This is a genomic window from Avibacterium sp. 20-132 (assembly GCF_023611925.1).
In the GTDB taxonomy this organism is placed as follows: Bacteria; Pseudomonadota; Gammaproteobacteria; order Enterobacterales; family Pasteurellaceae; genus Avibacterium.
Map to the genome: position 1 here is coordinate 1,181,627 of NZ_CP091456.1, position 26,280 is coordinate 1,207,906.

Genomic DNA, 26,280 nt, shown 5'->3' on the forward strand with positions numbered 1-26,280 from the left:
GGGAGAGGAAATCCTATCCCTTTTTATCTTTAAGCGAGCGCTTTGGCAAGTAAGGTTACGGGGTGTAAGCAAGTAAGGCGAGTGGACATATCAATTTGCCATTTGCAGGTTTCACACTCAGAAATAACAAAATCAAATTGCCCTTCTTCAATATGCTCAAATAAGCTTTTACCAATCGCTTGAGAAACCTCATAGTTTTCGGCTTTAAAGCCGTAAGTGCCAGCAATACCACAGCATTGACTTGGTAGCATCACCACCTCTAAATCAGGGATAAGTTTAAGTAACGCGAGGGTATAAGGCGCCCAGCCTGCTTTATCCACGTGGCAAGCTGTGTGATAAGCCACTTTTAACGGCATTGATTTAAATTGCGGTGATTTTTGGCGTTGCAAGCGTTGATATAAATATTTAGTCACAATATTTATATGCGGACGCACTTTGGCATTATCCATAGCTAAAATATGATGGTATTCATCACGCAGATTCATTGTACAGCTAGAAGATGTGCCAACCACATCAAGTTCTTGATTAATAATGGTATTTTCAAGTTGAGCAAGATTAAATTTCGCTAATTCTTTTGCCCGTTTAGGAAAACCATTCACACTTAATGGCAAGCCACAGCATTTTTCTTTTTCCAACAACATCACACCAATGTCTAACGCATTGAAAACCTTGATTAAATCCTTTCCAAGTTGAGGATTATTATAGTTTACATAACAACCGTGATAATAGGCGACTTTATCTTTATAGTAACGCTGACGTTCAAGGGCGTTATTTTTATACCATTGACGGAATGAACCAAAAGAATATTTCGGCAAACTGCGGTGTTTACTGACTTTTAATGTTTTTTCTAACAGAAATTTTGTCGCCTTTAACCCTGTAATGGTGTTCACCACAGGGGCAAATGGCGTGTTGAGCTTACCCATAATATCCGTATTACTTAACACCGCATCGCGTAATTTATGAATAAGCGATTTTTTTTGCGCTTGCAGGTGATTATTCCTCGCTCGTACGATTAAATCACCGATTTTAACATCTGAAGGGCAAGCCACTTCACAACGTTTGCAGTTGGTGCAATATTTGAGTGCTTCATCGTAAAATGCAGCACTTTTTAAGCGAAAGCGTTCTCCATCTGGGCCTGCTTGTTTTGGACCGGGATAGAGCGGATTTTGTTTTGATACAGGGCAAACTGCCGTACAAGCAGTACATTTTATACAGCTCTCAAAACTGTTATCTACATATTGATGAGAGGGCGGTAATGCGGCATTTTGTTTTGCATTTTCGATTAATTGTTGAATGTTCATTATTTACCCCCTGCCAGAATCTGTTCTGCCACAGTAAGTGCGGTAACCACTGCCACGCCAGAGCTACAGCCGAGTTCTAAATTGTTATAACCGCCAATCACTGATCCCACAGCGTATAAATTCGTTAAAATTTCACCGCACTTTTGTACTTGGCATTTTGCGTTAATTTTTACCCCCGCACTTTGATAAGGTTGTGGGGCAGAGAAACGATCTTTCGTCCAAGAAAGACGATTGTTATTATCAAAATCGCCATTACCAACAATATCCAAATCAAAAATGGGTTCTCGAATACGCTCAAACTCTGCCACAATGCCTGAGCTAAAATAATGCCCTGAAGCCAGTACAAAATGATCAGCATAAAGCGCATCATCCTGATGTAATTGGCTGTAAAGTGCTTTAACTTGTTGATCGGCAATGTCAGCACGCAATGCTCTATCGCCATTTAGCATCATTCCCCCTAATTTCTCAAACTTAGCACGTAAATTTTTACGCTGACGCATACCTAATAATGAAGGTGGAAGCGTTGGTAATTCGTATAAATTCAGTCCTGAAGCCTGTTTTAAACTCTGGAAAAAGGCTTGATTTTCAATGCCAAAACAGGCTGGTAAAAATACCGCACTTGCCCCATTTGCGGCTTGCTTGATTTCTTGGACTAATTCACTGAATGCCAATTTATATTCCAGAACTTGAGAGATATTGACACTACGGAATTCCCTTGCATTTGTGCGAAGTTCATCCAGTTGTGGAATAGATAAGTAGCCAATTTTTACCTCACAATGGGCAAATTGTGGATTTTGTTTCAGGTTATCCGCAAGTAATTGGGGTTGAAAATCGTGATAGCCTTCTATTCCTAATACGGCAATATGTTTATGTGGATAGGCGGTTTGTGATAATGGCAATGTCGGTACACTATCTGCTGAAAGCCAAGTACGTCGCAATCCTCCTAAAGGGGTAACACGAAAATGATTTTCTTTATATGACCCAATCAGTGCTAAATTCAGTGATTGAGCGAATTGCTCAAATGCCTGTGCTTTTGCGATCACCTGCTCTTGACCTAATAAACTATAAGGGTGATGAGGCAGTTGTTGGGCAAATTTTGGATAAGATTCAACAAAATTTTCCACCGCACTTCCATCAGGGAGTTGGCTCAGTAAATCCAGTGAGCCAGAAGAAAAATCCATCGCCGCTTGTCCATTATTGATAATGGCGCAATGTTTGCCTTGCTGTTGTAGTGCGATGCCACAAGTTAATCCTGCTAAGCCACCGCCAATAATAATTACATCAAATTTCATTGCTATCTGTCCCCTGTGTGGCTTGTTCTTCAAGCGGTTTTACATCATTCAAACCGAGTAGGCTGTAATAAATCCAACTGGTAAATTCGGCTTCACGTACGGCTTCCCCCCAAGCAATGGGTTGAATACCTCGCCAACGTTCTTCCATAAAAGAAGCGAGTTGCGTAGTTGATTGGCGAGGCGTTGCCACATTAAAACGAGCCATTAAGCCAGCTGCACGACAAGCACAAAGTTCCGCTTGGCAAGTCCCCATTCCAACACGTGTACGACGGCGTAAATCCACTAAATTATTGACTTTGAGTTCATCTACTGCATAGCGAACTTCCCCTGCACTGACCGCTTCACACTCACAGACTAAAGAGCGATCTAGGCGTTCTTGCTCAAGTAATTTTGTGGCGCGCTGACCGTGCCGATAAACCGCGGAGATTTTAATTGGGGTGGGGAGAGAAATAATCTGTTTATAGGTTTCTTCTTGCGTGGCATCTGAACCGGGTAAGGCACGGTTAGCCGTAGTACAGGCTGCCGATTTATTGAGTTTTTTACAAACTAAATCCGTTGCCCATTCAGCCATTAGGCGATAGGTCATTAATTTCCCCCCAGTAATGGTAACAAACCCTTCTAAACCATCTCGCTGGGCGTGATCAAGTAACACAATGCCACGACTAACATTACGCCCAGAAGGATCATCATCTGTTGCAACCAGTGGGCGAACGCCAGCATAAGCACGTAAAACACGCGTGTGGCGTAGCGAAGGTGCCAGTTTTTCGCCTTCTCGGAAAAGAATATCCACTTCTTCAGGGGTTACTACCATATTATCAATTTGATCATAAGGTATGCGACTTGATGTGGTACCGATGACACAGATGGTATCGCCCGGCACTAAAATATCGGCATCCGCAGGTTTGCGACAACGATTGATAACCAAATTATTAATGCGATGCCCCATAATCAGTAATGCTCCTTTTGCTGGGAACATTCTAATTTTCAAATCCGCATATTCGGCAATACCTTGCCCCCAAATCCCCCCAGCATTGACCACAACAGGAGCAAAAAAGAGACGTGTTACTTTATTCTTATGATCATAAACTTTCGTACCAATAACACGATCCCCCTCGCGGATAAGAGAGATGACTTCACAATAAGTAAAAATTTTAGCGCCATTTTCACTGGCATCAAGCATATTCGCTGCGGTTAAGCGAAAAGGATCAATTGATCCATCAGGGACAACAACCGCGCCCACTAAGTGAGGATTTACTGACGGCTCTAAGCGTTTGGCTAATTCTGGCTCAACAGCAACCGCTTCAATACCTGCGGCATCACAGGCATTGAGAAACGTTTTTTGATAATTAAGATCATCTTCTGGTAAGGTAATAAATAGCCCTTTCGTATCTTCAATACAATGGCGGGCAATGTTTTTTAAAATTAAGTTTTCTTGAATACATTCGCGTGCAGACTCTTCATCATTGACCGCATAGCGCGCCCCACTATGTAATAAACCGTGATTACGTCCCGTTGCACCCGTGGCAATATCTCGTCGTTCCAGTAATACACAATTGATCCCACGTAAGGCACAATCGCGTGCAATTCCCGCGCCTGTTGCACCACCGCCGATGATGATGACATCGGTATTGATAGGCGAAAAGTCCTCTGCATTTTTATAAAAGTGCGGTGATATTTTCATCGCTTTTCCCCCACATTAAATTTGTAAATAAAAAGATAAAAAAGAATTGTCTTTATAATACGCTAAATGTTCGTTTTAGAAAATAAAATGCTCGATTTTGTATTAAATTCTGTGAGGTAGATCACTATTTATCCTTCCTTGAAAAAAATTGTTATTTTTTTGTGATAAACATCACATCTTAAAATTTATTTACTTTTCGTTTTTGATTTTATCGTTATGATATGGCGGAAATGTTCGTATAAGAGCGTATTTCATTTATAAAAAATAACAATATTGGAGAATTTCTATGTTTGGACCATTTAAACCAGCGCCGCATATTGCGGAGTTGCCAAAAGAGAAAATAGATTCCACTTATAAACGTTTGCGTTGGCAAGTGTTTGCGGGAATTTTTTTCGGTTATGCCGCTTATTATTTCGTGCGTGCTAATTTTGATTTAGCACAAAAAGGGTTGATTGAAGCGGGGCTTTATAATAAAGCCGAACTCGGTATTATCGGAACTGGGGCGGGTTTAGCCTACGGTTTATCTAAATTTATTATGGCGAGTATTTCGGATCGTTCAAATCCGAAAGTGTTCTTACCTTGTGGTTTGTTGCTTTCTGGTTTATGTATGACCCTAATGGGCTTAATGCCTTGGGCAACATCGGGCATTTTAGTGATGTTCGTGATGATTTTCCTCAATGGTTGGTTCCAAGGAATGGGATGGCCACCTTGTGGTCGTACAATGGTTCACTGGTGGTCTAAATCAGAACGCGGAACCATCGTCTCTATTTGGAACTGTGCGCATAACGTAGGGGGAATGGTTCCGGGGGCAATGGTGTTATTAGCCAGTGCAATTTATTTCAGCGAACACGGCGTGCAAGCGACAGCTAAAGATGTATGGCAACAAGCCCTTTATTATCCCGGTATTGCCGCAATGCTTGCTGCGATCCCTGTTTTCTTTGTAATGAAAGATACGCCACAATCTTGCGGATTACCTGCGATTGAAAAATGGCGCAATGACTATCCTGATGATTACAATGAAAAAACATACGAAAATGATCTTACTGCAAAAGAAATTTTCGTTACTTATGTATTGAAAAACAAATTGTTATGGTACATCGCGATTGCTAACGTGTTTGTTTATCTTATTCGTTATGGTGTCTTGAAATGGTCGCCAGTATATTTAGGGGAAGTGAAACATTTCAACATCAAAGGGACTGCGTGGGCATACACTATTTATGAATTAGCCGCGATTCCGGGAACATTAATTTGTGGTTGGGTATCGGATCACTTGTTTAAAGGTAAGCGTGGTTTAACTGGCTTTATTTTTATGATCTTAACCACCGCAGCAGTGGTCGCATTATGGCTTAACCCAGCAACACCAGAGTCAGAATTAGCGCAATATGCGGGTAAAGCTTGGTATGAAAACCCATATCAATTAACAGACTTTATCTTAATGACAACCATTGGTTTCTTAATTTATGGTCCAGTAATGTTGATTGGTTTACACGCCCTTGAACTTGCACCGAAAAAAGCGGCGGGAACAGCAGCAGGTTTCACCGGCTTATTTGGTTACCTCGGTGGTACAGTTTCGGCTTCAGCCGTTGTTGGTTGGGCTGCAGAATATTACGGCTGGGATGGCGGTTTCTATGTAATGATCGCAGGGGGTATCTTAGCTGTGTTGTTACTTTTAATCGTAACTATTCAAGAAGCAAAACATAAAGCCGCATTAGGTGATCACTACGGCAAATAATCTATAAACAAAAGGAAGTCTGAAAAAGGCTTCCTTTTTTCTTGGCAAAAATCTTTGTAAAAAATAACCGCACTTTAAAAGGAGGTTTTTATGACGTTTAAACTCAAAAAATTAGCACAAGTTGTGGCGTGTTCCACCTTAGCTTTCACCTGCGTACAATCTGCATTTGCAATACCAACAATGGATAACAAAGAAAAGCTCGTTATTGCTCACCGTGGTGCAAGTGGCTACTTACCAGAGCATACCTTAGAAAGTAAAGCCCTTGCGTTTGGACAGAAAGCGGATTATTTAGAACAAGATTTAGTGATGACAAAAGACGATCATCTAATTGTTATTCACGATCATTTTCTAGATGGCTTAACTGATGTGGCAACGAAGTTTCCTGATCGTAAGCGTGAAGACGGTCGTTATTATGTGGTTGATTTTACACTCGCCGAAATTCAGTCTTTAAATATGACTGAAAACTTTGAAGTGAAAGACGGAAAACAAGTGCAAGTTTATCCTGATCGTTTTCCAATGTGGAAATCTCATTTTAAAATTCATACCTTTGAAGATGAAATTGAATTTATTCAAGGCTTAGAAAAATCTACAGGGAAAAAAATTGGTATTTACCCAGAGATTAAAGCACCTTGGCTACATCATAAAGAAGGAAAAGACATTGCCAAAGCCACCTTAGAAGTGCTAAAAAAATATGGCTATACAAAAAAATCTGACCCTGTTTATTTACAGACCTTTGATTTTAACGAACTTAAACGGATTAAAACAGAATTACTTCCACAATTAGGTATGGATTTAAAATTGGTTCAGTTAATTGCCTATACTGATTGGCACGAAACGGAAGAAAAAAATCCGCAAGGTGAGTGGGTAAACTATGATTATGGCTGGATGTTCAAAGATGGCGCAATGGCAGAAGTGGCAAAATATGCTGACGGTGTCGGACCCGGTTGGTATATGCTGGTTGATAAAGAACATTCTACGAAAGAGAACGTCGTTTATACCCCATTAGTGAAAGAATTGAAAAAATATAATATGGAATTACATCCTTACACCGTACGTAAAGATGCATTGCCAGCTTTCTTTAGCAATGTCAATCAAATGTATGATGCGTTACTCAATCAAGCTGGCGCAACAGGGATTTTCACGGATTTCCCAGACACTGCGGTGAAGTTTTTGGGGAAGGATAAATAGGTTACAAATTTTTGCTTGAAAGTGAGTTAAAGAAAAATAAAAAATCGGAAAGGTCTCTTTCCGATTTTCTTTTTGCTTAATGATGTGTCGTTTCCGTATTAAACAACGCCTCAATAAATTCATCTGCTTTAAATGGGCGTAAATCCTCAATTTTTTCACCAATACCAATATAACGAATTGGCAGTTTAAATTGATCGGCGATGGCGAAAATTACTCCGCCTTTGGCTGTGCCATCTAATTTAGTTAAGCTAATTCCTGTTAAGCCCACGGCTTCGTTGAATAGTTTGGCTTGGCTAATTGCGTTTTGCCCCGTGCCGGCATCAAGCGTGAGCATAATTTCGTGTGGCGCGGTTTCATCATATTTTTTCATTACACGAACAATTTTCTTCAGCTCATCCATCAAGTTATTTTTATTTTGTAAACGCCCAGCGGTATCCGCAATCAAAATATCAATATTTCGTGCGGCTGCAGATTGCATTGCATCATAAATTACGGAGGCTGAATCCGCCCCAGTACTTTGTGCAACTACGGGAATATTGTTACGTTCCCCCCACACTTGAAGTTGTTCTACGGCAGCGGCGCGGAAGGTGTCTCCCGCCGCTAACATCACCGATTTGCCTTGCATTTGGAATTGGCGTGCAAGTTTTCCAATGGTGGTGGTTTTTCCTACGCCATTAACGCCGACCATTAAAATCACATAAGGTTTTTTGCTATGATCAATTTCCAAAGGCTGTGCCACAGGTTTAATAATTTCAGCTAACTCTACTTTTAATTGTTGATAGAGCAGATCCGCATCTTTTAACTGCTTACGACTTGTGTGCTGAGTTAAATTATTGATAATTTTGGTCGTTGTTGGCATTCCAATATCAGCGATGAGAAGTTGTTCTTCTAATTCTTCAAACAGATCATCATCAATTTTTTTACCGGAAAATAACCCGAAAAAGCCTGAACCGATATTTTGTTTCGTGCGAATTAAGCCTTTCACTAAACGGCTAAAAAAGCCCCCTTCACTTGGTTTTTCTTGGGTTGAAATATCAGCATTTTGCACCGCATTTGGTTCTTGTGAAAATTCTGCTTGCTCTGAGATTTCTGTTTCTTGTGCTAAAACATCAGGATTTTGCACCGCACTTGGTTCTAGTGGAAGTTCTGCTTGCTCTGTGATTTCTGTTTCTTGTGCTAAAACATCAGCATTTTCTACCGCACTTTGCTCTTGTGAAAGCGCTGCTTGCTCTGCGATTTCTGTTTCTTGTGCTAAAACATCAGGATTTTGCACCGCACTTGGTTCTAGTGGAAGTTCTGATTGCTCTGCGATTTCTGTTTCTTGGGCTAAAACATCAGGATTTTGCACCGCACTTGGTTCTTGTGGAAGTTCTGCTTGCTCTGTGATTTCTGTTTCTTGTGCTAAAACATCAGGATTTTGCACCGCACTTGGTTCTAGTGGAAGTTCTGATTGCTCTGCGATTTCTGTTTCTTGTGCTAAAACATCAGGATTTTGCACCGCACTTGGTTCTAGTGGAAGTTCTGATTGCTCTGCGATTTCTGTTTCTTGTGCTAAAACATCAGGATTTTCTACCGCACTTGGTTCTTGTGAAAGTTCTGCTTGCTTTGCGATTTCTGTTTTTTGTATTTCAGCTTGGTTTGATGTTTCTTCTTTCTTTTTTCCTAATCCAAACCAAGACCAAAAACCACCTTTTTTATTTTTTTCTGCCATAAATTGCTCACTATTATGAAAAATTACTGATTTTTTGAATTTGTACTAAGCCATTTTTATACTAAACTATGTGCCTTAATTTTATTCTGTTATTCAACGCAAAAACAGGCTGAAAATTAGCATTAAGCTCAGCGAAAAGTTTGCATAGTTTATCATAATTTGGCGAATCCCTATGAAAAAAAATCCTGTTACCCGCAAGCAACACACTAACTTGGCAAAAGGTGAAGTCCGTATTATTGCTGGGCTTTGGCGTGGACGGAAATTGCCGGTGCTTAATGTACAAGGCTTGCGACCAACAGGGGATCGGGTGAAGGAAACGCTATTTAATTGGCTGATGCCTTATATTGTAGATGCGAGCTGTTTGGATTGTTTTGCGGGTAGTGGTTCATTAGGGTTAGAGGCGCTTTCACGGCAAGCCAAGCAGGTTACCTTTTTAGAGCTTAATAAACAGGTAGCAAACCAACTCATGCAAAATTTACAGCAACTGAAATGTACGCCACAGCAAGGGCGAGTAATTAATCAAGATAGCTTGCATTATTTACAGCAAGCACCGCAAGATCCCTTGTTTGACGTGGTATTTCTCGATCCGCCTTTTCATTTCGATTTCGCTCAACAATCTGTTGATTTGCTGACCTCATTTAATTGGCTCAAGCCAGATGCGCTCATTTATGTGGAAACAGAAAAAAATAAAACCTTGCGTGTGCCAAATACTTGGCAGCTGTTAAAAGAAAAAAACACAGGGCAAGTAAGTTATCGCTTGTATCAATATGTGTTGGGCGAGTAATGCTGTATCAACCCCTTCGATATAATCCATTTTCACTGACCACTAAACCTTGCAGTTCTAAACTTAATAGTTGGGTGAGCAATTCATCAATAGGTAAGGATAACCGTGCGGAAAGCTCATCAAGGCTGATGGCAATATGGCTAAGTTGGGCGTAAAGTTCAGGGTAACTTGGTGGCTCATTTGGCTGTGTGGCGGAGTTTTTTGGCGAGCCGTTTAAATTAAGTGGAAGATCTTGTTGTTTTGCCACCGCATAACGTGAGGCGTTATCGCCATAATTTGGCAGATTGTCTAGAATGTCCTGCACGTTTTCCACCAGTGTTGCGCCTTGTTTAATTAATTTATGACAGCCTTCGCTGAACCCATTTTGAATATGGCCGGGGAGCGCAAAGATTTCTCGATTTTGCTCAAGGGCGTAGCGAGCGGTAATCAGTGAACCACTGCGTTCTGTTGCTTCGATGATTAATGTACCAAGAGAAAGCCCACTGATAATACGGTTTCGACGAGGGAAATTTTCTGCTACCGGAGGCTGGTTGGGCAAAAATTCAGAAACCAATGCACCATTATTTTCAAGAATTTGCTGAGCTAAGCCACGATGTTTAGCAGGATAAATAGCATTTAACCCACTGCCTAATACTGCAACGGTTTGCCCTTTCTGTGCCACCACCGCGTGATGACAAAAGCCATCAATCCCTAATGCTAAACCACTGGTAATGACAAAACCCGCTTGGTTTAATTCTTGCGCGAAAAACTTCGCCCAATATTCCCCATAATTTGAGCAATAACGGCTACCAACAATGGCAATTTGTGGTTGTGAAAGTGCGGTCATATTCCCTTGCAAAAATAAAAGCGGTGGAGCAGAAGGAATTTGTTTCAGCAAATAAGGATAATGTTGCTCGGTAAAATTCAGTAAAACATTGCCCGCACTTTGCGCCCAATCTAATGCCGGATCGATAAATTTACGCTCAGGATAAAACCAACGCTGAATTTGTTTTTCTGTCCAACCGATTTGTTTGAACGCGATCGCGTCATAGTCTAAAAGCTGTTCAGGCGGAATGTCAGCCAATATTTTTTGAATGCTATTAGCGCCAAGTTTGGGGATTTGTAATAAGCGGAGTACGATTTCGTTGTTTAACATTACTATTGTAGAAATTGGCAAAATAGAGGCGTAGCTTAAAATAAAGCGTAGAATAAAGGTAAATTTTATGCATATTTTGCGACGGTGATCGAAAATTTCGTCGCGATTAAACGTAGGGAAGATACATCACGCCCTAATCATCGGGGCGTGATTTCTGTGTTATTGTTTAGTTTGATGAGTTTCCAACCATTGTTGCATAAATTGGATTTCGCTTTGCTGTGCTTTAATAATATTTTCCGCAAGTTGGCGTAATTCAGGATCTTTGCCATATTTTAATTCTATTTCTGCCATTTTTACTGCACCTTCGTGATGAGGTAGCATACTGGCTGCAAATGCCACATCGGCATCTTGATACTGCATTCCTTTTTCCATATCCCTGTGCATTGCTGACATACTTTCCATTAACGCATTTTGTATTTCGTTAGGTTGATGGGCAGAATGCACGTGTTGCATTTCAGCCATTGCCGTCGTGGAAAGTAAACCGATTAAAATCAAGCGAGCTTTTTTCATTATGATGACCTTCTTTTTTGTGTAATTAAATAAGGCAAAATAATAAACCTTATCCTAAGGTTAAGGTCAATAAAAAAGCACGTCCTTTTTGTCGGGAGTGAGTTTATAAAATGTAAGACTATCTTATTGATATATAAGTAAAAATCATAAACTCTGTGAAAATTCGATATTTTATGCTATAATCTGTTTGTTTTTGAGAATTTCATATTGATAAAGTATGATTTTTTCGTCTTTTTGTACTGTTATGTACAACTCAATGCGTTGTATAAACGTTTATTGCTGAGAAAGACAAATCAATAGTCTTTTTTAGCTCAAAATTGAAGCAATTTCATTCATTAATTTGTTTTGCATTCTTTGTTTTAGCGAACGCTCTCGCTGCGATTTCAATTGACTTATCGGCATTGATAATGCGTAAAACATTAACATAAAGGAGAATAATTGTTGTGTCTTTTTCTACTTTTATTCATAAAAGATCATCGTTTAACCCCTTTGTCATAGGGGCAACCTTATTACTGGTGCTTTTGTTGCTTGCCGCAACCTTAATTTTGCCAGAAAAAACCACCGCACTTTTAAATTGGGCAAAAGCGGGCGTGTTTGCGAATTTTAGCTGGTTTTATATTTTAGCCTTTTCCATTTTTCTGTGTTTTTTATTCGTATTGTCAGTGAGTAGCTTAGGTAACATTAAGCTCGGGGCAAATGAAGAAGAGCCTGAATTTTCTTTTCTTTCTTGGTTAGCAATGTTATTCGCCGCTGGAATGGGGGTGGGATTGATGTTCTTCGGTGTAGCAGAACCACTCACCCATTATTTTTCCTCGATCACCACAGGATCGGCGGAACATAAACAGCAAGAAGCCTTATTACACACCTTTTTCCACTGGGGTATTCACGCGTGGGCGGTGTATGGGGTGATTGCGCTTGCGTTAGCGTATTTCGGTTTCCGTTATAAATTACCCTTGGCATTGCGCTCTTGCTTTTATCCTCTATTGAAAGATCGGATCAACGGCAAAATTGGCGATGTGATCGATATTATGGCATTAATCGCCACCCTATTCGGGATTATCACGACCTTAGGTTTTGGCGCGGCTCAGCTTGGAGCAGGGCTAACTGAACTGGGCGTGGTGCAAGAAAATAGTTTCGGTTTGCAAACGATTATTATCGTCGTGGTGATGTCTATTGCCGTGTTTTCTGCTATTTCAGGGGTGGGGAAAGGCGTCAAATTGCTTAGTGAGATCAATTTGGGATTAGCATTAACGCTAATGCTGTTTATTTTAGTCGCAGGCCCAACCCTCTATTTATTAACCACATTTAGCGATAACATTGGCATTTATTTAAGCAATTTAGTGCGTTTAAGTTTTAAAACCTACGCTTATGAAACAGAAAACACCGCGTGGTTTACCGGCTGGACGGTGCTTTATTGGGCGTGGTGGTGTTCTTGGGCGCCGTTTGTCGGTTTGTTCATCGCACGTATTTCTCGTGGTCGCACCATTCGTGAATTTATTTTTGGTGTGCTAGCCGTACCAAGCTTATTCAGCATTCTTTGGTTTACCGTGTTCGGTGATAGCGCAATTTGGTTAGAATTAAACGTGGCGAACGGGGCATTGCACGAGTTCACCTCGGCACCAGAAAAATTATTGTTTAAATTCTTAGATTATTTACCGCTCTCTGCCCTCACAGGAACCTTAGCCTTAGTGATCATTTCGTTATTTTTTATCACGTCGGCAGATTCAGGTATTTATGTGCTAAATAATATGGCATCTCGCGATAAAAGCCTTTCTGCGCCACGTTGGCAAGCAATGATGTGGGGTGTTGTGATGATGGTACTTGCCATTGTACTAATGCGTGAAGGTGGGCTAGGCACACTGCAAACAATGACCTTGCTAGTTGCACTTCCCTTTGCAATGTTGATGTTAGTGATGTGCGTGAGTTTATGGAAAGGCTTGAATGCGGATCAAAAATATTTCGCCGCGAAAGTCACGCCAACCAGTTTGTTATGGACGGGCGAAAAATGGAAAGAACGCTTGGGGCAAATGCTCAACCAAACGCAAGAAAAGGATATTGTCAAATTCCTAAAACGTACTGCCTTGCCTGCAATGCGTGAGTTACGGCAAGAGTTAGTGGAAGTTTACAATCTTAATGTGGATGTTGTCCCGTCATTGGATGCTGAAGAACCTAGCGTGGAACTTATCATCAAAAAAGAATCAATGCGTGATTTTATCTACGGGGTGAAATCCGTGAGCCACGAAATTTCATCGCAGTTAGTTGATGATGAAAATCTCCCGCATATTCAACATTCGATAACATATCAACCGATGACCTACTTTGCAGATGGTCGCACGGGTTACGATGTGCAATATATGACACGTGATGAACTGATTGCAGATATTTTGCGTCAATACGAACGCTATATCAGCTTACTAGAAGATGTCGGACAAGAGCTAATGTCGCACGAACAAACAGAATTAGCAGAATAAGCTGACTTATTGTCCCACAATAAAAAACAAAGTGCGGTCAAAAAATGATAGAATTTTGCCCGCACTTTTTTACGCGAGCTTTTCTCGCTTTGATTATTTATGGAGAACTTATGGATACCGCATTTATTTTATCTACTATTGTCGGCTTAGGCATAGTGGCACAATGGTTAGCTTGGTATTTAAAACAACCTTCAATTTTATTTTTATTGCTGATAGGGATTATTGTTGGCCCCGTGCTGAAGTTGTTTAATCCCGATGTCATTTTAGGCGATTTGCTCTTTCCTTTTATTTCCCTTGGTGTGGCTGTGATCCTGTTTGAAGGCGCGCTTACGTTAGAATTTGATGAGATTAAACAACACGGCAAGGTCGTGCAACTCTTGGTTTCGCTCGGAATGCTCATCACCGTCAGTGTGATTTCCATCGCCACTTATTTGCTGTTTGATGTGGATTGGCGCATTGCCCTGCTTTTCGGCACATTAGTGTGTGTAACTGGCCCAACGGTGATTGTGCCGTTATTACGTAGTGTTCGCCCCAACAGTAATATTGCCAATATTCTCAAATGGGAAGGCATTATCATTGATCCAATCGGCGCGATTGCGGTGGTTTTAGTGTATGAATACATTATTTCTGGCGGTGAATCCAGCGAAATCGGCACTTTTGCGAAAATCATTGCAGTAGCGGGAGTTATTGGAATGGCAGGGGCGTGGCTGTTAGCAAATTTGATTAAACGCCATATGATCCCAGAATATTTACGCAACGTGTTTGTGCTTGCTTATATTTTACTGTTATTTACCGCCTCAAACCATTTTGCCCACGAATCAGGTCTCTTAACCGTCACCGTATTAGGCGTGGCATTGGCTAATTGGAAAGGCTTTCCTAAAGATCATATTTTAGAATTTAAAGAGTCCCTGACCGTTTTACTGATTTCTACCCTGTTTATTATTTTAGCTGCACGAGTGAATTTAACCCATCTGGTTAGCGTGGGCATTGCAGGAATTTTGCTCTTATTCGTGGCAATGTTTATTGCGCGTCCGCTCGCCATTTGGTTTTCATCTATTGGCTCAAGTTTAACCTTAAACGAAAAGTTGATGATTAGCTGGATTGGCCCTCGCGGGATTGTTGCCGCAGCCATTTCTTCTCTCTTCGCGATTAAATTGCAAGAAACCCAAATTCAAGGCGTGGAATTGCTCGTGCCGTTAGTGTTCACGATTATTATTGGTACGGTGCTAATTCAAGGCTTAGGGGCAAAAACCATTGCAAAATTGTTGAATGTGCAAGAATCGGTGTACAAAGGCGTGTTGATTATTGGTTCAAACCCTGTGGCGTTAGCCATTGCGAAATCCTTAAAAGATCAAAATGTGGACGTATTGGTGGCAAGCCGCCATTATAACGAAGTAGCAAAAGCCAGAATGTTGGGGCTGCGCACTTACTACGGCAACCCAATTTCCACCCACGCCGATGGGCATTTAGATCTTATCGGGCTGGGCAATATGTTCGCCATTAGTACGGACAAAGAACTCAACACCTTGTCGGAAATTCATTATCGCCACGAATTTGATAAAGAAAACATTTACCGCATTCGTTTCAGTGATGATAACAACCCAACGGAACGTTATGATATTCAAGACAACTACCGCTCTAATTGGCTTTTTGGCAAAAATGTTACCTATGCCAAATTGGCGAGTATGTTAGCAAAAAATGCACGGATTAAGGTTACCAATCTCACTGATAGCTATACCTATCAGGATTACAAAACCACCAATAAACAATTTGTGCCGTTATATACCATTGATGATAAAGGCTTTATTTCGATTATCAATGATGAACAAGCGATCCCAACCCTCTGCCGTATTGTCGCCTTGGTGGCAGAAGACGAAACGGCGAAAAGCCAATAAAAGCGCATAAAAATAAGTGCGGTGGAAAAAATGGATATTTTCCACCGCACTTTGTTTCTAACTGCATACGCATTAACGCGAATTAATGGGCTTCGTCCCAGTTTTCGCCCACGCCGACATCGACAATTAACGGTACAACAAGATCAGCGGCGTTTTCCATTAAAGATTGGATTAGCGTGCTGTAATGTGCGATATGTTCTTCTTTCACTTCAAACACCAATTCATCGTGAACTTGCATAATCATCGCAATATTTGGATCTTGATTGATGGCGTGGTCAATGGCGATCATCGCGCGTTTAATAATATCCGCGGCTGTGCCTTGCATTGGGGCATTGATTGCCACGCGTTCCGCTCCTTTTCTGCGCATTGCGTTGCTGGATTGAATTTCAGGCAGATATAAACGGCGTCCGAACAAGGTTTCTACATAGCCTTGCTGTTTGGCTTTTTCGCGAATATCAGTCATAAAGGTTTGCACATCTGGATAGCGTTGGAAATACAAATCCATATATTTTTGTGCATCGCCACGCGCAATGCCAAGCTGACGGGAAAGCCCAAACGCACTCATTCCATAAATTAGCCCAAAGTTAATGGCTTTTGCGCTGCGACGTTGTTCGCTCGTTACGTCATCAAGTGGCACACCAAAAATCTCTGCGGCAGTGGAGCGGTGAATATCCTTGCCTTGCTGGAATGCACTGATCAACCCTTGATCTTGGGATAAATGTGCCATTATACGCAGTTCAATTTGGGAATAATCTGCGGCGATAATTTTATACCCTTCACGCGCAATAAAGGCTTGACGAATACGGCGTCCTTCTTCATTACGAATTGGGATATTCTGCAAGTTTGGATCGCTGGAGGACAATCGCCCCGTTGCCGTTACGGCTTGATGATAGGAGGTGTGAATTCGCCCCGTGCGAGGATTGATCATCTGCGGAAGTTTATCCGTATAAGTGGATTTCAACTTCGCTAAACCACGGTGTTCAATGAGTAATTTCGGCACAATATGCCCTTGTTGAGCCAGCTCTTCTAACACTTCTTCATTGGTGGAAGGCGCGCCTTTTGGCGTTTTTGCGATAATTGGCAGATTCAATTTTTCAAACAAGATTTCTTGCAATTGTTTGGTGGAAGCAAGGTTGAAGGTTTCCCCTGCTGCTTGATGCACTTGGCTTTCAAGTGCGGTCAATTTTTCGCTAATTTCTTGTGATTGGGCAAGTAAGATTTGGCTATCCACTAAGACGCCATTACGTTCAATACGTGATAACACGCCCACTAATGGCATTTCGATGTCATCAAATAACGTCACCAAACTTTCCGTTTTCGCCAATTCTGGCCATAAAGTTTGATGCAATTTCATTGTGATGTCGGCATCTTCCGCCGCATATTCACTGGCTTGTGCAATAGCAATTTTATCAAAGGTAAGCTGCTTTTTGCCCTTGCCTGCAATGGCTTCAAATTCAATGGTTTGGTGATCCAAATAGCGTTTGGCAAGCTCATCCATATTGTGCCGCCCTGTGCTATTTAGCACATAGGATTCCAACATTGTGTCAAAACGCACGCCTTGTAAGTGAATGCCGTGATTCGCGAATACGCTAAGATCGTATTTAATATTTTGTCCCACTTTTTCAATCTGTGGATTTTCTAATAACGGTTTAAGTGCTTGCAAACATTGTTGTTTGTCCAATTGGTTCGGTACACGCGCAAAATAGGTTTCGCTAGCTTGTGCCGACTCGTCAAACAAATCCCCTTGTGATTGGCTTTCGCACGCCACTTCGTGCAAATGATCAAGAGGGATATAGCACGCTTCGCCACTTTCTAAGGCAAAAGAAATGCCCACCAAGTTCGCTTGCATCACATCTAAATTATCCGTTTCCGTATCCACTGCAATGAGGTTGGCGCGCTGTATTTTATTGAGCCATTCATCGAGCTTGGCTTGGTTGTCCACCGTGTCATATAAAGTGCGGTCTATTTTTACCGAATTTTGCACCGCACTTTCCACCTTATTTTCATTTTGTGTTATAGGGGTTGCAAATTTAGCGCTTTGCAAATCGCCTTTGGTTAAACCGCTTTCCCCCTCTATGACTTCATTAAGCCAACGCTTAAATTCATAGCGGGCGAAATATTCCACTAATTCATCACGCTGATTTTGCCCAAGTGTGAGTGCCTCTGGCTTCACGGCTAATGGCACATCTGTTTTGATTGTCGCGAGAATATAGGACAAATCAGCATCCGCTTTCGCGGCAAGCAGTTTCTCACCTAATTTTTTTGCGCCACGAATGGGCAATTCAGCAACTTTTTCCAAATTAGCATAAATTTCTGCCATACTACCAATGCCCTGCAACAAGCCGAGCGCGGTCTTTTCGCCTACGCCAGCCACACCGGGGATATTATCTGCACTATCGCCCATCAAGGCTAAATAATCAATGATTAACTCAGGGGGAATACCGTATTTTTCAATCACGCCCTCACGGTCAAGCAGGCTGTTATTCATTGTGTTGATGAGCATAATATTATCGTCCACCAACTGTGCCATATCTTTATCTCCCGTGCTAATGAGGACTTTCTTGCCCGCTTGGGAGGCTTGCACCGCCAGTGTGCCGATAACATCATCTGCTTCCACCCCCTCAATGGACAAAAGCGGAATGCCAAGGGCTTTGATAATGGCGTGCAATGGCTGAATTTGTTTGCGCAAATCATCTGGCATTGGCGGACGGTGCGATTTATATTGCTCAAATAATTCATCACGGAAAGTTTTTCCTTTGGCATCAAACACCACCGCAATATGGCTCGGCTGCACCTGTGCAATCAAACTTTTCAGCATATTCAACACGCCATACATCGCGCCCGTTGGCTCGCCAAGGGAATTGGTAAGTGGTGGAAAGGCGTGAAACGCACGATATAAATAAGATGACCCATCAACTAACACAAGTGGGTTTTCTGCAATTTTAGCCATAAGATTCTCGATAACTGTGATGAAAAATGGGAGATATTATAGCGGAAATAGAGATGTTTTTTGCATTTTTATCAATTTTTACAACGGGCTTTCCACCTGTAAATGCTCGTAAATCGCATTAATGGTGAGCATTAAGCAAGAGCGTACTAATTTTTCTTTACGTTGGGTTTTGATTTGATAGCTGAGAGAATTTGGATCTTCTTTATCATCAGGAAAATTAAGTAAGTTTTTGTCTTGCTGTAAATGTAAGTGTTGTACAAATTCGATAATCAGTGGATCGAAAAAACGATGTTCTTTTTCATCGTTGTTCAATGTTTCTTTAAATTTGATAAAGGCATTAATATCTTCAAAAATCTTATGCTCAATGACGCCAAGCCCAAGTAGCACTTTTAAGCGAATTGAAAGATCAAAAAGGGGGCCTGACGTCATAAATAGGGAGTCTACCACCGATTTGACCGCAAAATCCGTTTTGCGGAATACACGATTGATTAAGCTGTCCACCGCCTCATCAAAAAGTGCAACGCTGGCGGTAATAAAGCCACGAATAGAGGTGGCTTCGGTGAGTTTTTCGTAAATAGGATCGTCCAATGATACCTTCCTAATGTGATTGATACAGATAATGGGAAGAGCGCTTACACAAGTGCTTGATAGGCTTGTGCAATTTGTTCAATCACGGCATTATCTTGTAATTCAGTATATTGTTTTAAGGTATTGATCACGCCATTTTGTGTTAACGATTGTGCTAACGTTTGTGCTTGCGGATCATTGTCATTGCGATAGCATAATGCGGTAGCCACGGCTTGTACCAAATATTGGTGTGGCAATTGGTATTCTAATGTGCCACGCAATGGTTTAACTAGGCGATCATTATAACTGAGTTTTCGTAATGGCTCACGTCCTACGCGATCTACATCGTCCACTAAATAAGGATTGGCGAAACGAGCTAGGATTTTTTCGATATAAGCGGCGTGAGCTTGCGGATCGAAATCATAGCGTTTAATTAATACGGCACCACTTTCTTCCATAACGGCTTTAACAAAAGCGCGTACCGTCGGATCTTCAATGCTTTCTTTGACAAATTGGTAGCCTTTTAACTTGCCGTAATAGGCGGTAACGGCGTGTCCCGTGTTTAGCGTGAATAATTTACGTTCTACAAACGCCATAAGATTATCGGTTTGTTCCATTCCAGCAATTTGTGGGATTGTGCCTTTAAATTGCGTTTTATCCACAATCCATTCACTAAATTCTTCTACTGTGACTAAAAGGGGATCGGCAGGGTTAGCTTGCACAGGCGGTACAATACGATCCACTGCGCTATCAACAAAACCGACTAATGCCTCAACCTGTTGCTGTTGATTTTCGTCTAAATATTGAAAAACCTGTTCTTTTAAGAAGGTTGTGCCACGCACCATATTCTCACAAGCAATAATATTTAGTGGTTGGGTATTACCTGCTTCAAGGCGAGCAATTAATCCTTTAGCAAGGGTGCTGGCAATAATTTTTAGCACATTTGGACCAACTGCTGTGGTAACTAAATCCACTTGCTTAAAGCGTTCAATCAGAGCATTTTCATCTTTTGAATTAACGCCGGTTACGTTGGACACTTGTTCAATACGATTAACCTTTTCGCCTACCACTTTAACGTTGTAGCTTTTTTGTGTTTGTAATAAACGGATAACGTCGTCATTTACATCAGCAAAAACCACCTCAATACCGCTATCAGCAAGTAATTTGCCGATAAATCCTCGTCCAATATTACCTGCGCCAAAATGTAATGCTTTCATTTTTTTCTCCAATAACGTTTATAATGAGAAATGACATCGTAGAAAACGATGCCATTTTATACCGCACTTTAAGATTTGAGTAACGCTAACACATCTTCTACATTTGTTGTAGAGGTCAGTGTGGCAATCGCTTCTTCACTATCTAATGCATTCGTGATTGCCGTCAGCACTTGAATGTGTTCATTGTTGCGAGCGGCAATACCGATGACTAATTTAGCGATGCCATCTTCTTCCTCCGTGAAGCGTACCCCTTCAGGATATTGACATACCACGATACCCGTTTTTAATACGGCGTCTTTTGCATCAACCGTGCCGTGCGGAACCGCTAGCCCCTCACCTAAGTAAGTGGAAACTAATTCTTCACGTTCAAACATTGCATCGACATAACTTGGTAACACAAAGCCTGCTTTTACTAGTTGTTCACCGGCAAAACGAATGGCGTCTTGTTTATCTTCTGCTTTTAATCCTAAGAAAATTTGATCCGCACTTAAGTTGAAGGTTGCCCCGTTCATTTCTGCGACTTCTACACTATCTGTGGGTTTTGCTGCCGCTTCAGCGAAATGCGCTTTTAATTCATTCACCAAATTATCATAGAATTTATTATCTAAGAAATTGGTAAGAGACAAGTGCATTGCATTTGGTACTTGTTTTTGTGCGCGTAGCGTTAAGTCTTGGTGCGTAATGACTAGTCTTGCATTATCTGGCAAGTCATTGATTGCACAGTTCGCCACTTCAATTGGCAAGCCTGCATCGTTTACTTTTTTGCGTAGCATACTTGCACCCATCGCGCTTGATCCCATACCTGCATCGCAAGAAACGAAGATTTTTTGTAAGCCTTTATAATCAGTGATTGGCTGTGCTACACCACCTTTCATTGCTTTTGAAGCCGCTTGTGCTTCCGCTAATTTATCTGAAGTATCTTCTTTTTGGATTTTTAGGAAGAACGCAGCAATGACGAAAGACACAACAGTCGCTAATGCCACCGAACAAAGTACGCCAAAGATAGAATGTGAAGGTGTCATCGCCAATACAGCAATGATTGAACCCGGTGAGGCAGGGGCGATAAGGCCTGCGTGAAATAACACCAGCGTGAACACCCCAGTCATTCCCCCTGCGATAACGGCAATTAATAAACGTGGATTCATTAACACATAAGGGAAATAAATTTCGTGAATACCACCAAAGAAGTGGATAACCGCAGCGCCCCCTGCTGTTTGTTTTGCAGAACCTTTACCAAACAGAATATAGGCTAATAATACGCCTAAACCCGGGCCCGGATTTGCTTCAATTAAGAAGAAAATAGATTGTCCAAGTTCTTGTGATTGTTGAATACCCAGTGGTGAGAAAATACCGTGATTAATCGCATTATTTAAGAAAAGAATTTTCGCCGGTTCAACAAAAATAGAGGTTAATGGTAATAAATGGGCTTGAACAAGCACATCAACGCCAGCCGCTAGGGTAGTAGAAAGTATTTTTACTGCTGGGCCTACAACCAAGAAGAACAAAATGGCAAGTAGCATACCGATAATGCCAGATGAAAAATTATTCACTAACATTTCAAAACCACTTTTAATTTTACCATCAGCCCAACGGTCAAAATGCTTAATTGCCCAACCGCCTGTTGGCCCGGCGATCATTGCACCAAGGAACATTGGAATATCTGTACCAATGATGACCCCAGCAGTGGTAATTGCGCCCACAACGGCACCGCGATCGCCACCGACTAATTTCCCCCCAGTATAACCAATTAATAAGGGTAATAAATAGGTAATCATCGGCCCAACAAGTTTGCCGAGCGTTTCATTTGGAAACCAACCTGTTGGAATAAAAAGGGCGGTGATAAATCCCCAAGCGATAAATGCCCCAATATTCGGCATTACCATATTTGATAAAAAGCGTCCAAAGCTTTGGACTTTAAGTTTTGCATTTGCTGATAACATATTAACCTCATTAGTATTGAGCTAAGTTGTGTCCATTTAATGAACGAAAGCATAGCAAAGCGAAAATTAAAGCCCAAATTTTTAAGTTTAAAAATGTGAAGTAGATCACAAGATATTTTTAGGTATATAAAATCAAAATGTGATGTAGATCACATAATTTTATTTGAATGAAATTTTATGTGATCTATATCACATAAATAAGATAAAAAATGTATAGAAAGGCGCGACTTCCATCAGTGTGAGCAGGAAAGATAAAACAGTAAAAATGTGATGTTGAGATTTTAGAAAGCAATACAAAAACTGCTTGGCAATGACCAAGCAGTTTGGAAAGGGTTAGAATGGAATATCATCATCTAATTGCATATCATCAATCGCTGGCTGAGGCGCTGGCGTTGGTTGCTGCGCTGGTTTTGATGATGGATATGTTGGTTGTGTTCCTTGAGGGGCGTATTGGTTGCCACTTTGTTGTTGGTAACCCCCGCCTTGTGGCGCATAGCTACCTTGTCCACGTTCTGCGCGGCTGTCTAACATTTGTAGCACATCACCTTGAATCTCTGTGGTGTAACGATCTTGCCCATTTTGATCTTGCCATTTACGGGTTCTTAAGCGTCCTTCCACATACACTTTTGACCCTTTTCGTAAATATTCTCCTGCGATCTCAGCTTGACGACGATAAAAGACAATGCGATGCCATTCAGTGATTTCACGACGTTCACCAGTATTCTTGTCCATCCAGCTCTCACTGGTGGCTACGCTAATGTTTGCAACAGCTTCACCATTTGGCATTGTGCGAACTTCAGGATCATTTCCAAGGTTTCCTACGATAATAACTTTGTTTACTCCAGCCATAAATTCCTCTGTCTGATTATTAAGTGCGGTAAAAATTTTTGCTATTTTGCCTTAAAAAAAAATAAAAAGCTATTAATTCAATGCAAATTAACTGGATATTTGCACAGTTATTTCAGATTATGCGATAATGATCGCAAAATCACCTTAAATTGTTTGAACAGACCAAAAGATTATGGAAAAAATAGATGTGCGTGGGGCGAGAACCCATAATTTAAAAAATATTAATTTGACTATTCCGCGTGATAAATTGATTGTGATTACAGGGCTTTCTGGTTCGGGAAAATCTTCCCTCGCATTTGATACCCTTTATGCTGAGGGGCAGCGCCGTTATGTGGAATCCCTTTCTGCTTATGCGCGCCAGTTTTTATCGCTAATGGAAAAGCCAGATGTGGATCATATTGAAGGGCTATCTCCAGCCATTTCCATTGAACAGAAATCCACGTCGCATAACCCACGTTCTACGGTGGGAACAATCACGGAAATTCACGATTATTTGCGTTTATTATTTGCCCGCGTTGGGGAACCGCGCTGTCCAAATCATCATATTCCTTTGGCGGCACAAACTATTAGCCAAATGGTGGATAAAGTGTTGGCTTTGCCCGAAGAAAGCCGAATGATGTTACTTGCCCCAGTGGTAAAAGATCGCAAAGGGGAGCATATTAAAATTTTGGAGCATATTGCTGCGCAAGGCTATATTCGCGCCAGAATTGATGGTGAAATTTGTGATTTATCCGATCCACCCAAATTAGAATTGCAGAAAAAACATACTATTGAAGTGGTGGTGGATCGTTTTAAAGTTCGTCCAGATTTGGCAACGCGTTTAGCTGAATCCTTTGAGACAGCATTAGAGCTTTCTGGTGGCACGGCAGTGGTGGCAAATATGGATGAACCGCAAGGGGAAGAATTGCTTTTTTCAGCCAATTTTGCTTGCCCGCATTGTGGTTATTCTGTGCCAGAATTAGAACCTCGTTTATTCTCTTTCAATAACCCAGCGGGGGCTTGTCCTACTTGCGACGGTTTAGGTGTTCAACAATATTTTGATGAAAAACGCGTGGTACAAAATCCAACTATTTCCTTAGCAGGGGGGGCGATTAAAGGCTGGGATCGCCGTAATTTCTATTATTACCAAATGCTCACTTCGCTCGCCAAACATTATGGCTTTGATGTAGAAAGCCCTTTTGAAGATTTACCGAAAAAAATTCAGCACATTATTTTGCACGGTTCAGGTAAAGAAGAAATTGAATTCCAATATATGAATGACCGTGGCGATGTGGTATTACGCCGTCATAGTTTTGAAGGCATTCTCAATAATATGGCACGCCGTTACAAGGAAACCGAATCAATGTCTGTACGTGAAGAATTAGCGAAAAATATCAGCACCCGCCCTTGTAAGGATTGCGGTGGCTCGCGTTTACGTCCTGAAGCTCGCAATGTGTTTATCGGTGAAACGAATTTGCCTGAAGTTTCAGAAAAAAGCATCGGCGAAGCGTTTAATTTTGTGGATAGCCTAACCCTAAGCGGACAGCGTGCGCAAATTGCTGACAAAATCCTAAAAGAAATTAAAGAGCGGTTACAATTTTTGGTGAATGTGGGGTTAAATTATCTTTCTCTTTCCCGCTCGGCAGAAACCCTTTCTGGCGGTGAAGCACAGCGTATTCGTCTTGCTAGTCAAATTGGCGCAGGCTTGGTGGGGGTGATGTATGTGCTTGATGAACCCTCTATTGGGTTACATCAACGTGATAATGAACGCTTGCTTAACACGTTGATTCATCTAAGAAATCTAGGCAATACTGTCATTGTGGTTGAACACGATGAAGATGCAATTTTAGCGGCGGATCATATCATTGATATTGGGCCAGGAGCGGGTGTGCATGGCGGTAATGTGGTTGCACAAGGCACAGCAAAAGAAATTATGCAAAACCCACATTCTTTAACTGGAAAATTCTTGTCGGGAAAAGAAAAAATAGAAATTCCTAAAAAACGCACCGCACTTGATAAAGCGAAAATATTAAAACTCAAAGGGGCATCAGGCAATAATCTGAAAAACGTCAATTTAGATATACCTGTCGGATTATTTACTTGTATCACAGGGGTATCAGGTTCAGGTAAATCTACTCTGATTAATGACACCTTGTTCCCACTTGCGCAGAGTGCGTTAAACCGTGCAGAAAACGCACAAGCCGCCCCTTACAAATCTATTCAAGGGTTAGAATTCTTTGATAAAGTCATTGATATTGATCAAAGCCCGATTGGACGCACGCCACGTTCCAATCCTGCAACTTACACCGGATTATTCACGCCAATTCGTGAATTATTTGCGGGCGTGCCAGAATCACGCGCACGTGGTTATAATCCGGGGCGCTTTAGTTTCAATGTGCGTGGTGGACGTTGCGAGGCGTGCCAAGGGGACGGGGTAATCAAAGTAGAAATGCACTTCTTGCCTGATGTTTATGTGCCTTGCGATCAATGTAAAGGAAAACGTTATAATCGTGAAACATTAGAAATTCGTTATAAAGGAAAAACGATTAATCAAGTGCTTGATATGACTGTTGAAGAAGCGCGAGAGTTTTTTGATGCGATTCCACAAATTGCACGCAAATTACAAACATTAATGGATGTTGGGCTTTCTTATATTCGCCTTGGGCAATCTTCCACAACATTGTCAGGTGGGGAGGCGCAACGAGTGAAACTCGCCACGGAGTTGTCAAAACGAGATACGGGAAAAACCTTATATATTCTTGATGAACCGACAACAGGCTTACATTTTGCTGATATTAAACAGCTCCTCGAGGTGCTACATCGCTTGCGTGATCAGGGTAATACCATTGTGGTGATTGAGCATAATTTAGATGTGATTAAAACCGCAGATTGGATTGTTGATCTTGGGCCTGAAGGGGGAAGTGGCGGCGGTGAAATCATTGCCACTGGCACGCCAGAGCAAGTCGCAAAAGTGAAAGGTTCTCATACTGCGCGGTTCTTGAAACAAATCCTTGAAAAATAAACGGGCTGAAATCAAAGTGCGGTAATTTTTTAGGCAGAATTGTATAAAAACTTCTA

Annotated in this window: 17 protein-coding genes; 6 read left to right on the plus strand and 11 right to left on the minus strand. The window is 41.4% G+C overall.

Annotation, left to right across the window (positions count from 1 at the left end; translation table 11 throughout):
• Positions 1-29: 29 nt before the first annotated feature.
• The 3 genes from glpC to glpA are packed head-to-tail and all read right to left on the minus strand — an operon-like array spanning position 30 to position 4,274.
• Complete coding sequence (gene glpC / locus L4F93_RS05630) at positions 30-1,301, minus strand: anaerobic glycerol-3-phosphate dehydrogenase subunit GlpC (RefSeq protein ID WP_250351497.1); 1,272 nt, start codon at positions 1,299-1,301, stop codon at positions 30-32.
• Positions 1,301-2,593 (minus strand): glycerol-3-phosphate dehydrogenase subunit GlpB, encoded by a 1,293-nt coding sequence (gene glpB / locus L4F93_RS05635; RefSeq protein ID WP_250351498.1) that lies wholly within the window; start codon positions 2,591-2,593, stop codon positions 1,301-1,303. The genes glpC and glpB overlap by 1 nt, the downstream gene beginning before the upstream one ends.
• A complete protein-coding gene (gene glpA / locus L4F93_RS05640; protein ID WP_250351499.1) occupies positions 2,583-4,274 on the minus strand; it encodes an anaerobic glycerol-3-phosphate dehydrogenase subunit A in 1,692 nt (563 codons plus the stop codon). Before glpA ends, glpB begins: the two co-directional genes overlap by 11 nt.
• 286 nt (positions 4,275-4,560) lie before the next feature.
• Between glpA and glpT the strand changes: the two genes are divergently transcribed.
• Positions 4,561-6,006: a glycerol-3-phosphate transporter gene (glpT, locus tag L4F93_RS05645; RefSeq protein WP_250351500.1), complete on the plus strand. Its 1,446-nt coding sequence runs from the start codon at positions 4,561-4,563 to the stop codon at positions 6,004-6,006.
• A 90-nt stretch (positions 6,007-6,096) separates the two neighbouring features.
• Positions 6,097-7,194 carry a glycerophosphodiester phosphodiesterase gene (gene glpQ / locus L4F93_RS05650; RefSeq protein WP_250351501.1) on the plus strand — a complete coding sequence of 366 codons (1,098 nt, stop codon included), beginning with the start codon at positions 6,097-6,099 and terminating at the stop codon, positions 7,192-7,194.
• A 76-nt stretch (positions 7,195-7,270) separates the two neighbouring features.
• Here the strand turns inward: glpQ and ftsY are convergent, their stop codons facing one another.
• Positions 7,271-8,905 carry a signal recognition particle-docking protein FtsY gene (gene ftsY, locus L4F93_RS05655; RefSeq protein WP_250351502.1) on the minus strand — a complete coding sequence of 545 codons (1,635 nt, stop codon included), beginning with the start codon at positions 8,903-8,905 and terminating at the stop codon, positions 7,271-7,273.
• Positions 8,906-9,077: 172 nt separating this feature from the next.
• On the opposite strand from ftsY, the gene rsmD reads away from it, so the two are divergent.
• Entirely contained in the window at positions 9,078-9,689 is a 612-nt protein-coding gene (gene rsmD, locus L4F93_RS05660) for a 16S rRNA (guanine(966)-N(2))-methyltransferase RsmD (RefSeq protein WP_250351503.1), read from the plus strand.
• Between the two features lie 7 nt (positions 9,690-9,696).
• Here the strand turns inward: rsmD and dprA are convergent, their stop codons facing one another.
• Together dprA and copM are read right to left on the minus strand one after the other, a co-directional pair.
• On the minus strand, positions 9,697-10,824 hold the full coding sequence (dprA, locus tag L4F93_RS05665) for a DNA-processing protein DprA (RefSeq protein ID WP_250351504.1): 1,128 nt from the start codon (positions 10,822-10,824) through the stop codon (positions 9,697-9,699).
• Positions 10,825-10,983: 159 nt separating this feature from the next.
• Positions 10,984-11,286, minus strand: coding sequence for a CopM family metallochaperone (gene copM / locus L4F93_RS05670; protein WP_326938207.1), 303 nt, complete (start codon positions 11,284-11,286; stop codon positions 10,984-10,986).
• A 491-nt stretch (positions 11,287-11,777) separates the two neighbouring features.
• Between copM and L4F93_RS05675 the strand changes: the two genes are divergently transcribed.
• Together L4F93_RS05675 and L4F93_RS05680 are read left to right on the plus strand one after the other, a co-directional pair.
• Positions 11,778-13,805 carry a BCCT family transporter gene (locus tag L4F93_RS05675; protein WP_250351506.1) on the plus strand — a complete coding sequence of 676 codons (2,028 nt, stop codon included), beginning with the start codon at positions 11,778-11,780 and terminating at the stop codon, positions 13,803-13,805.
• Positions 13,806-13,915: 110 nt separating this feature from the next.
• On the plus strand, positions 13,916-15,700 hold the full coding sequence (locus L4F93_RS05680; protein WP_250351507.1) for a cation:proton antiporter: 1,785 nt from the start codon (positions 13,916-13,918) through the stop codon (positions 15,698-15,700).
• Positions 15,701-15,782: 82 nt separating this feature from the next.
• Here L4F93_RS05680 and polA read toward each other — a convergent pair whose 3' ends face one another.
• The 5 genes from polA to L4F93_RS05705 form a co-directional block, all read right to left on the minus strand.
• Complete coding sequence (gene polA / locus L4F93_RS05685) at positions 15,783-18,650, minus strand: DNA polymerase I (RefSeq protein ID WP_250351508.1); 2,868 nt, start codon at positions 18,648-18,650, stop codon at positions 15,783-15,785.
• A 78-nt stretch (positions 18,651-18,728) separates the two neighbouring features.
• Entirely contained in the window at positions 18,729-19,238 is a 510-nt protein-coding gene (locus L4F93_RS05690; protein WP_250351509.1) for an MltR family transcriptional regulator, read from the minus strand.
• A gap of 44 nt (positions 19,239-19,282) precedes the next feature.
• Entirely contained in the window at positions 19,283-20,434 is a 1,152-nt protein-coding gene (locus L4F93_RS05695; RefSeq protein ID WP_250351510.1) for a mannitol-1-phosphate 5-dehydrogenase, read from the minus strand.
• A gap of 68 nt (positions 20,435-20,502) precedes the next feature.
• Positions 20,503-22,374 (minus strand): PTS mannitol transporter subunit IICBA, encoded by a 1,872-nt coding sequence (locus tag L4F93_RS05700; RefSeq protein WP_250351511.1) that lies wholly within the window; start codon positions 22,372-22,374, stop codon positions 20,503-20,505.
• Between the two features lie 333 nt (positions 22,375-22,707).
• The gene (locus L4F93_RS05705; protein WP_250351512.1) at positions 22,708-23,223 is read right to left on the minus strand and encodes a single-stranded DNA-binding protein; all 516 of its coding nucleotides are present in this window, start codon (positions 23,221-23,223) and stop codon (positions 22,708-22,710) included.
• Between the two features lie 172 nt (positions 23,224-23,395).
• Here L4F93_RS05705 and uvrA point away from each other — a divergent pair, with 172 nt between their 5' ends.
• Entirely contained in the window at positions 23,396-26,224 is a 2,829-nt protein-coding gene (gene uvrA, locus L4F93_RS05710) for an excinuclease ABC subunit UvrA (protein ID WP_250351513.1), read from the plus strand.
• Positions 26,225-26,280: the final 56 nt, after the last annotated feature.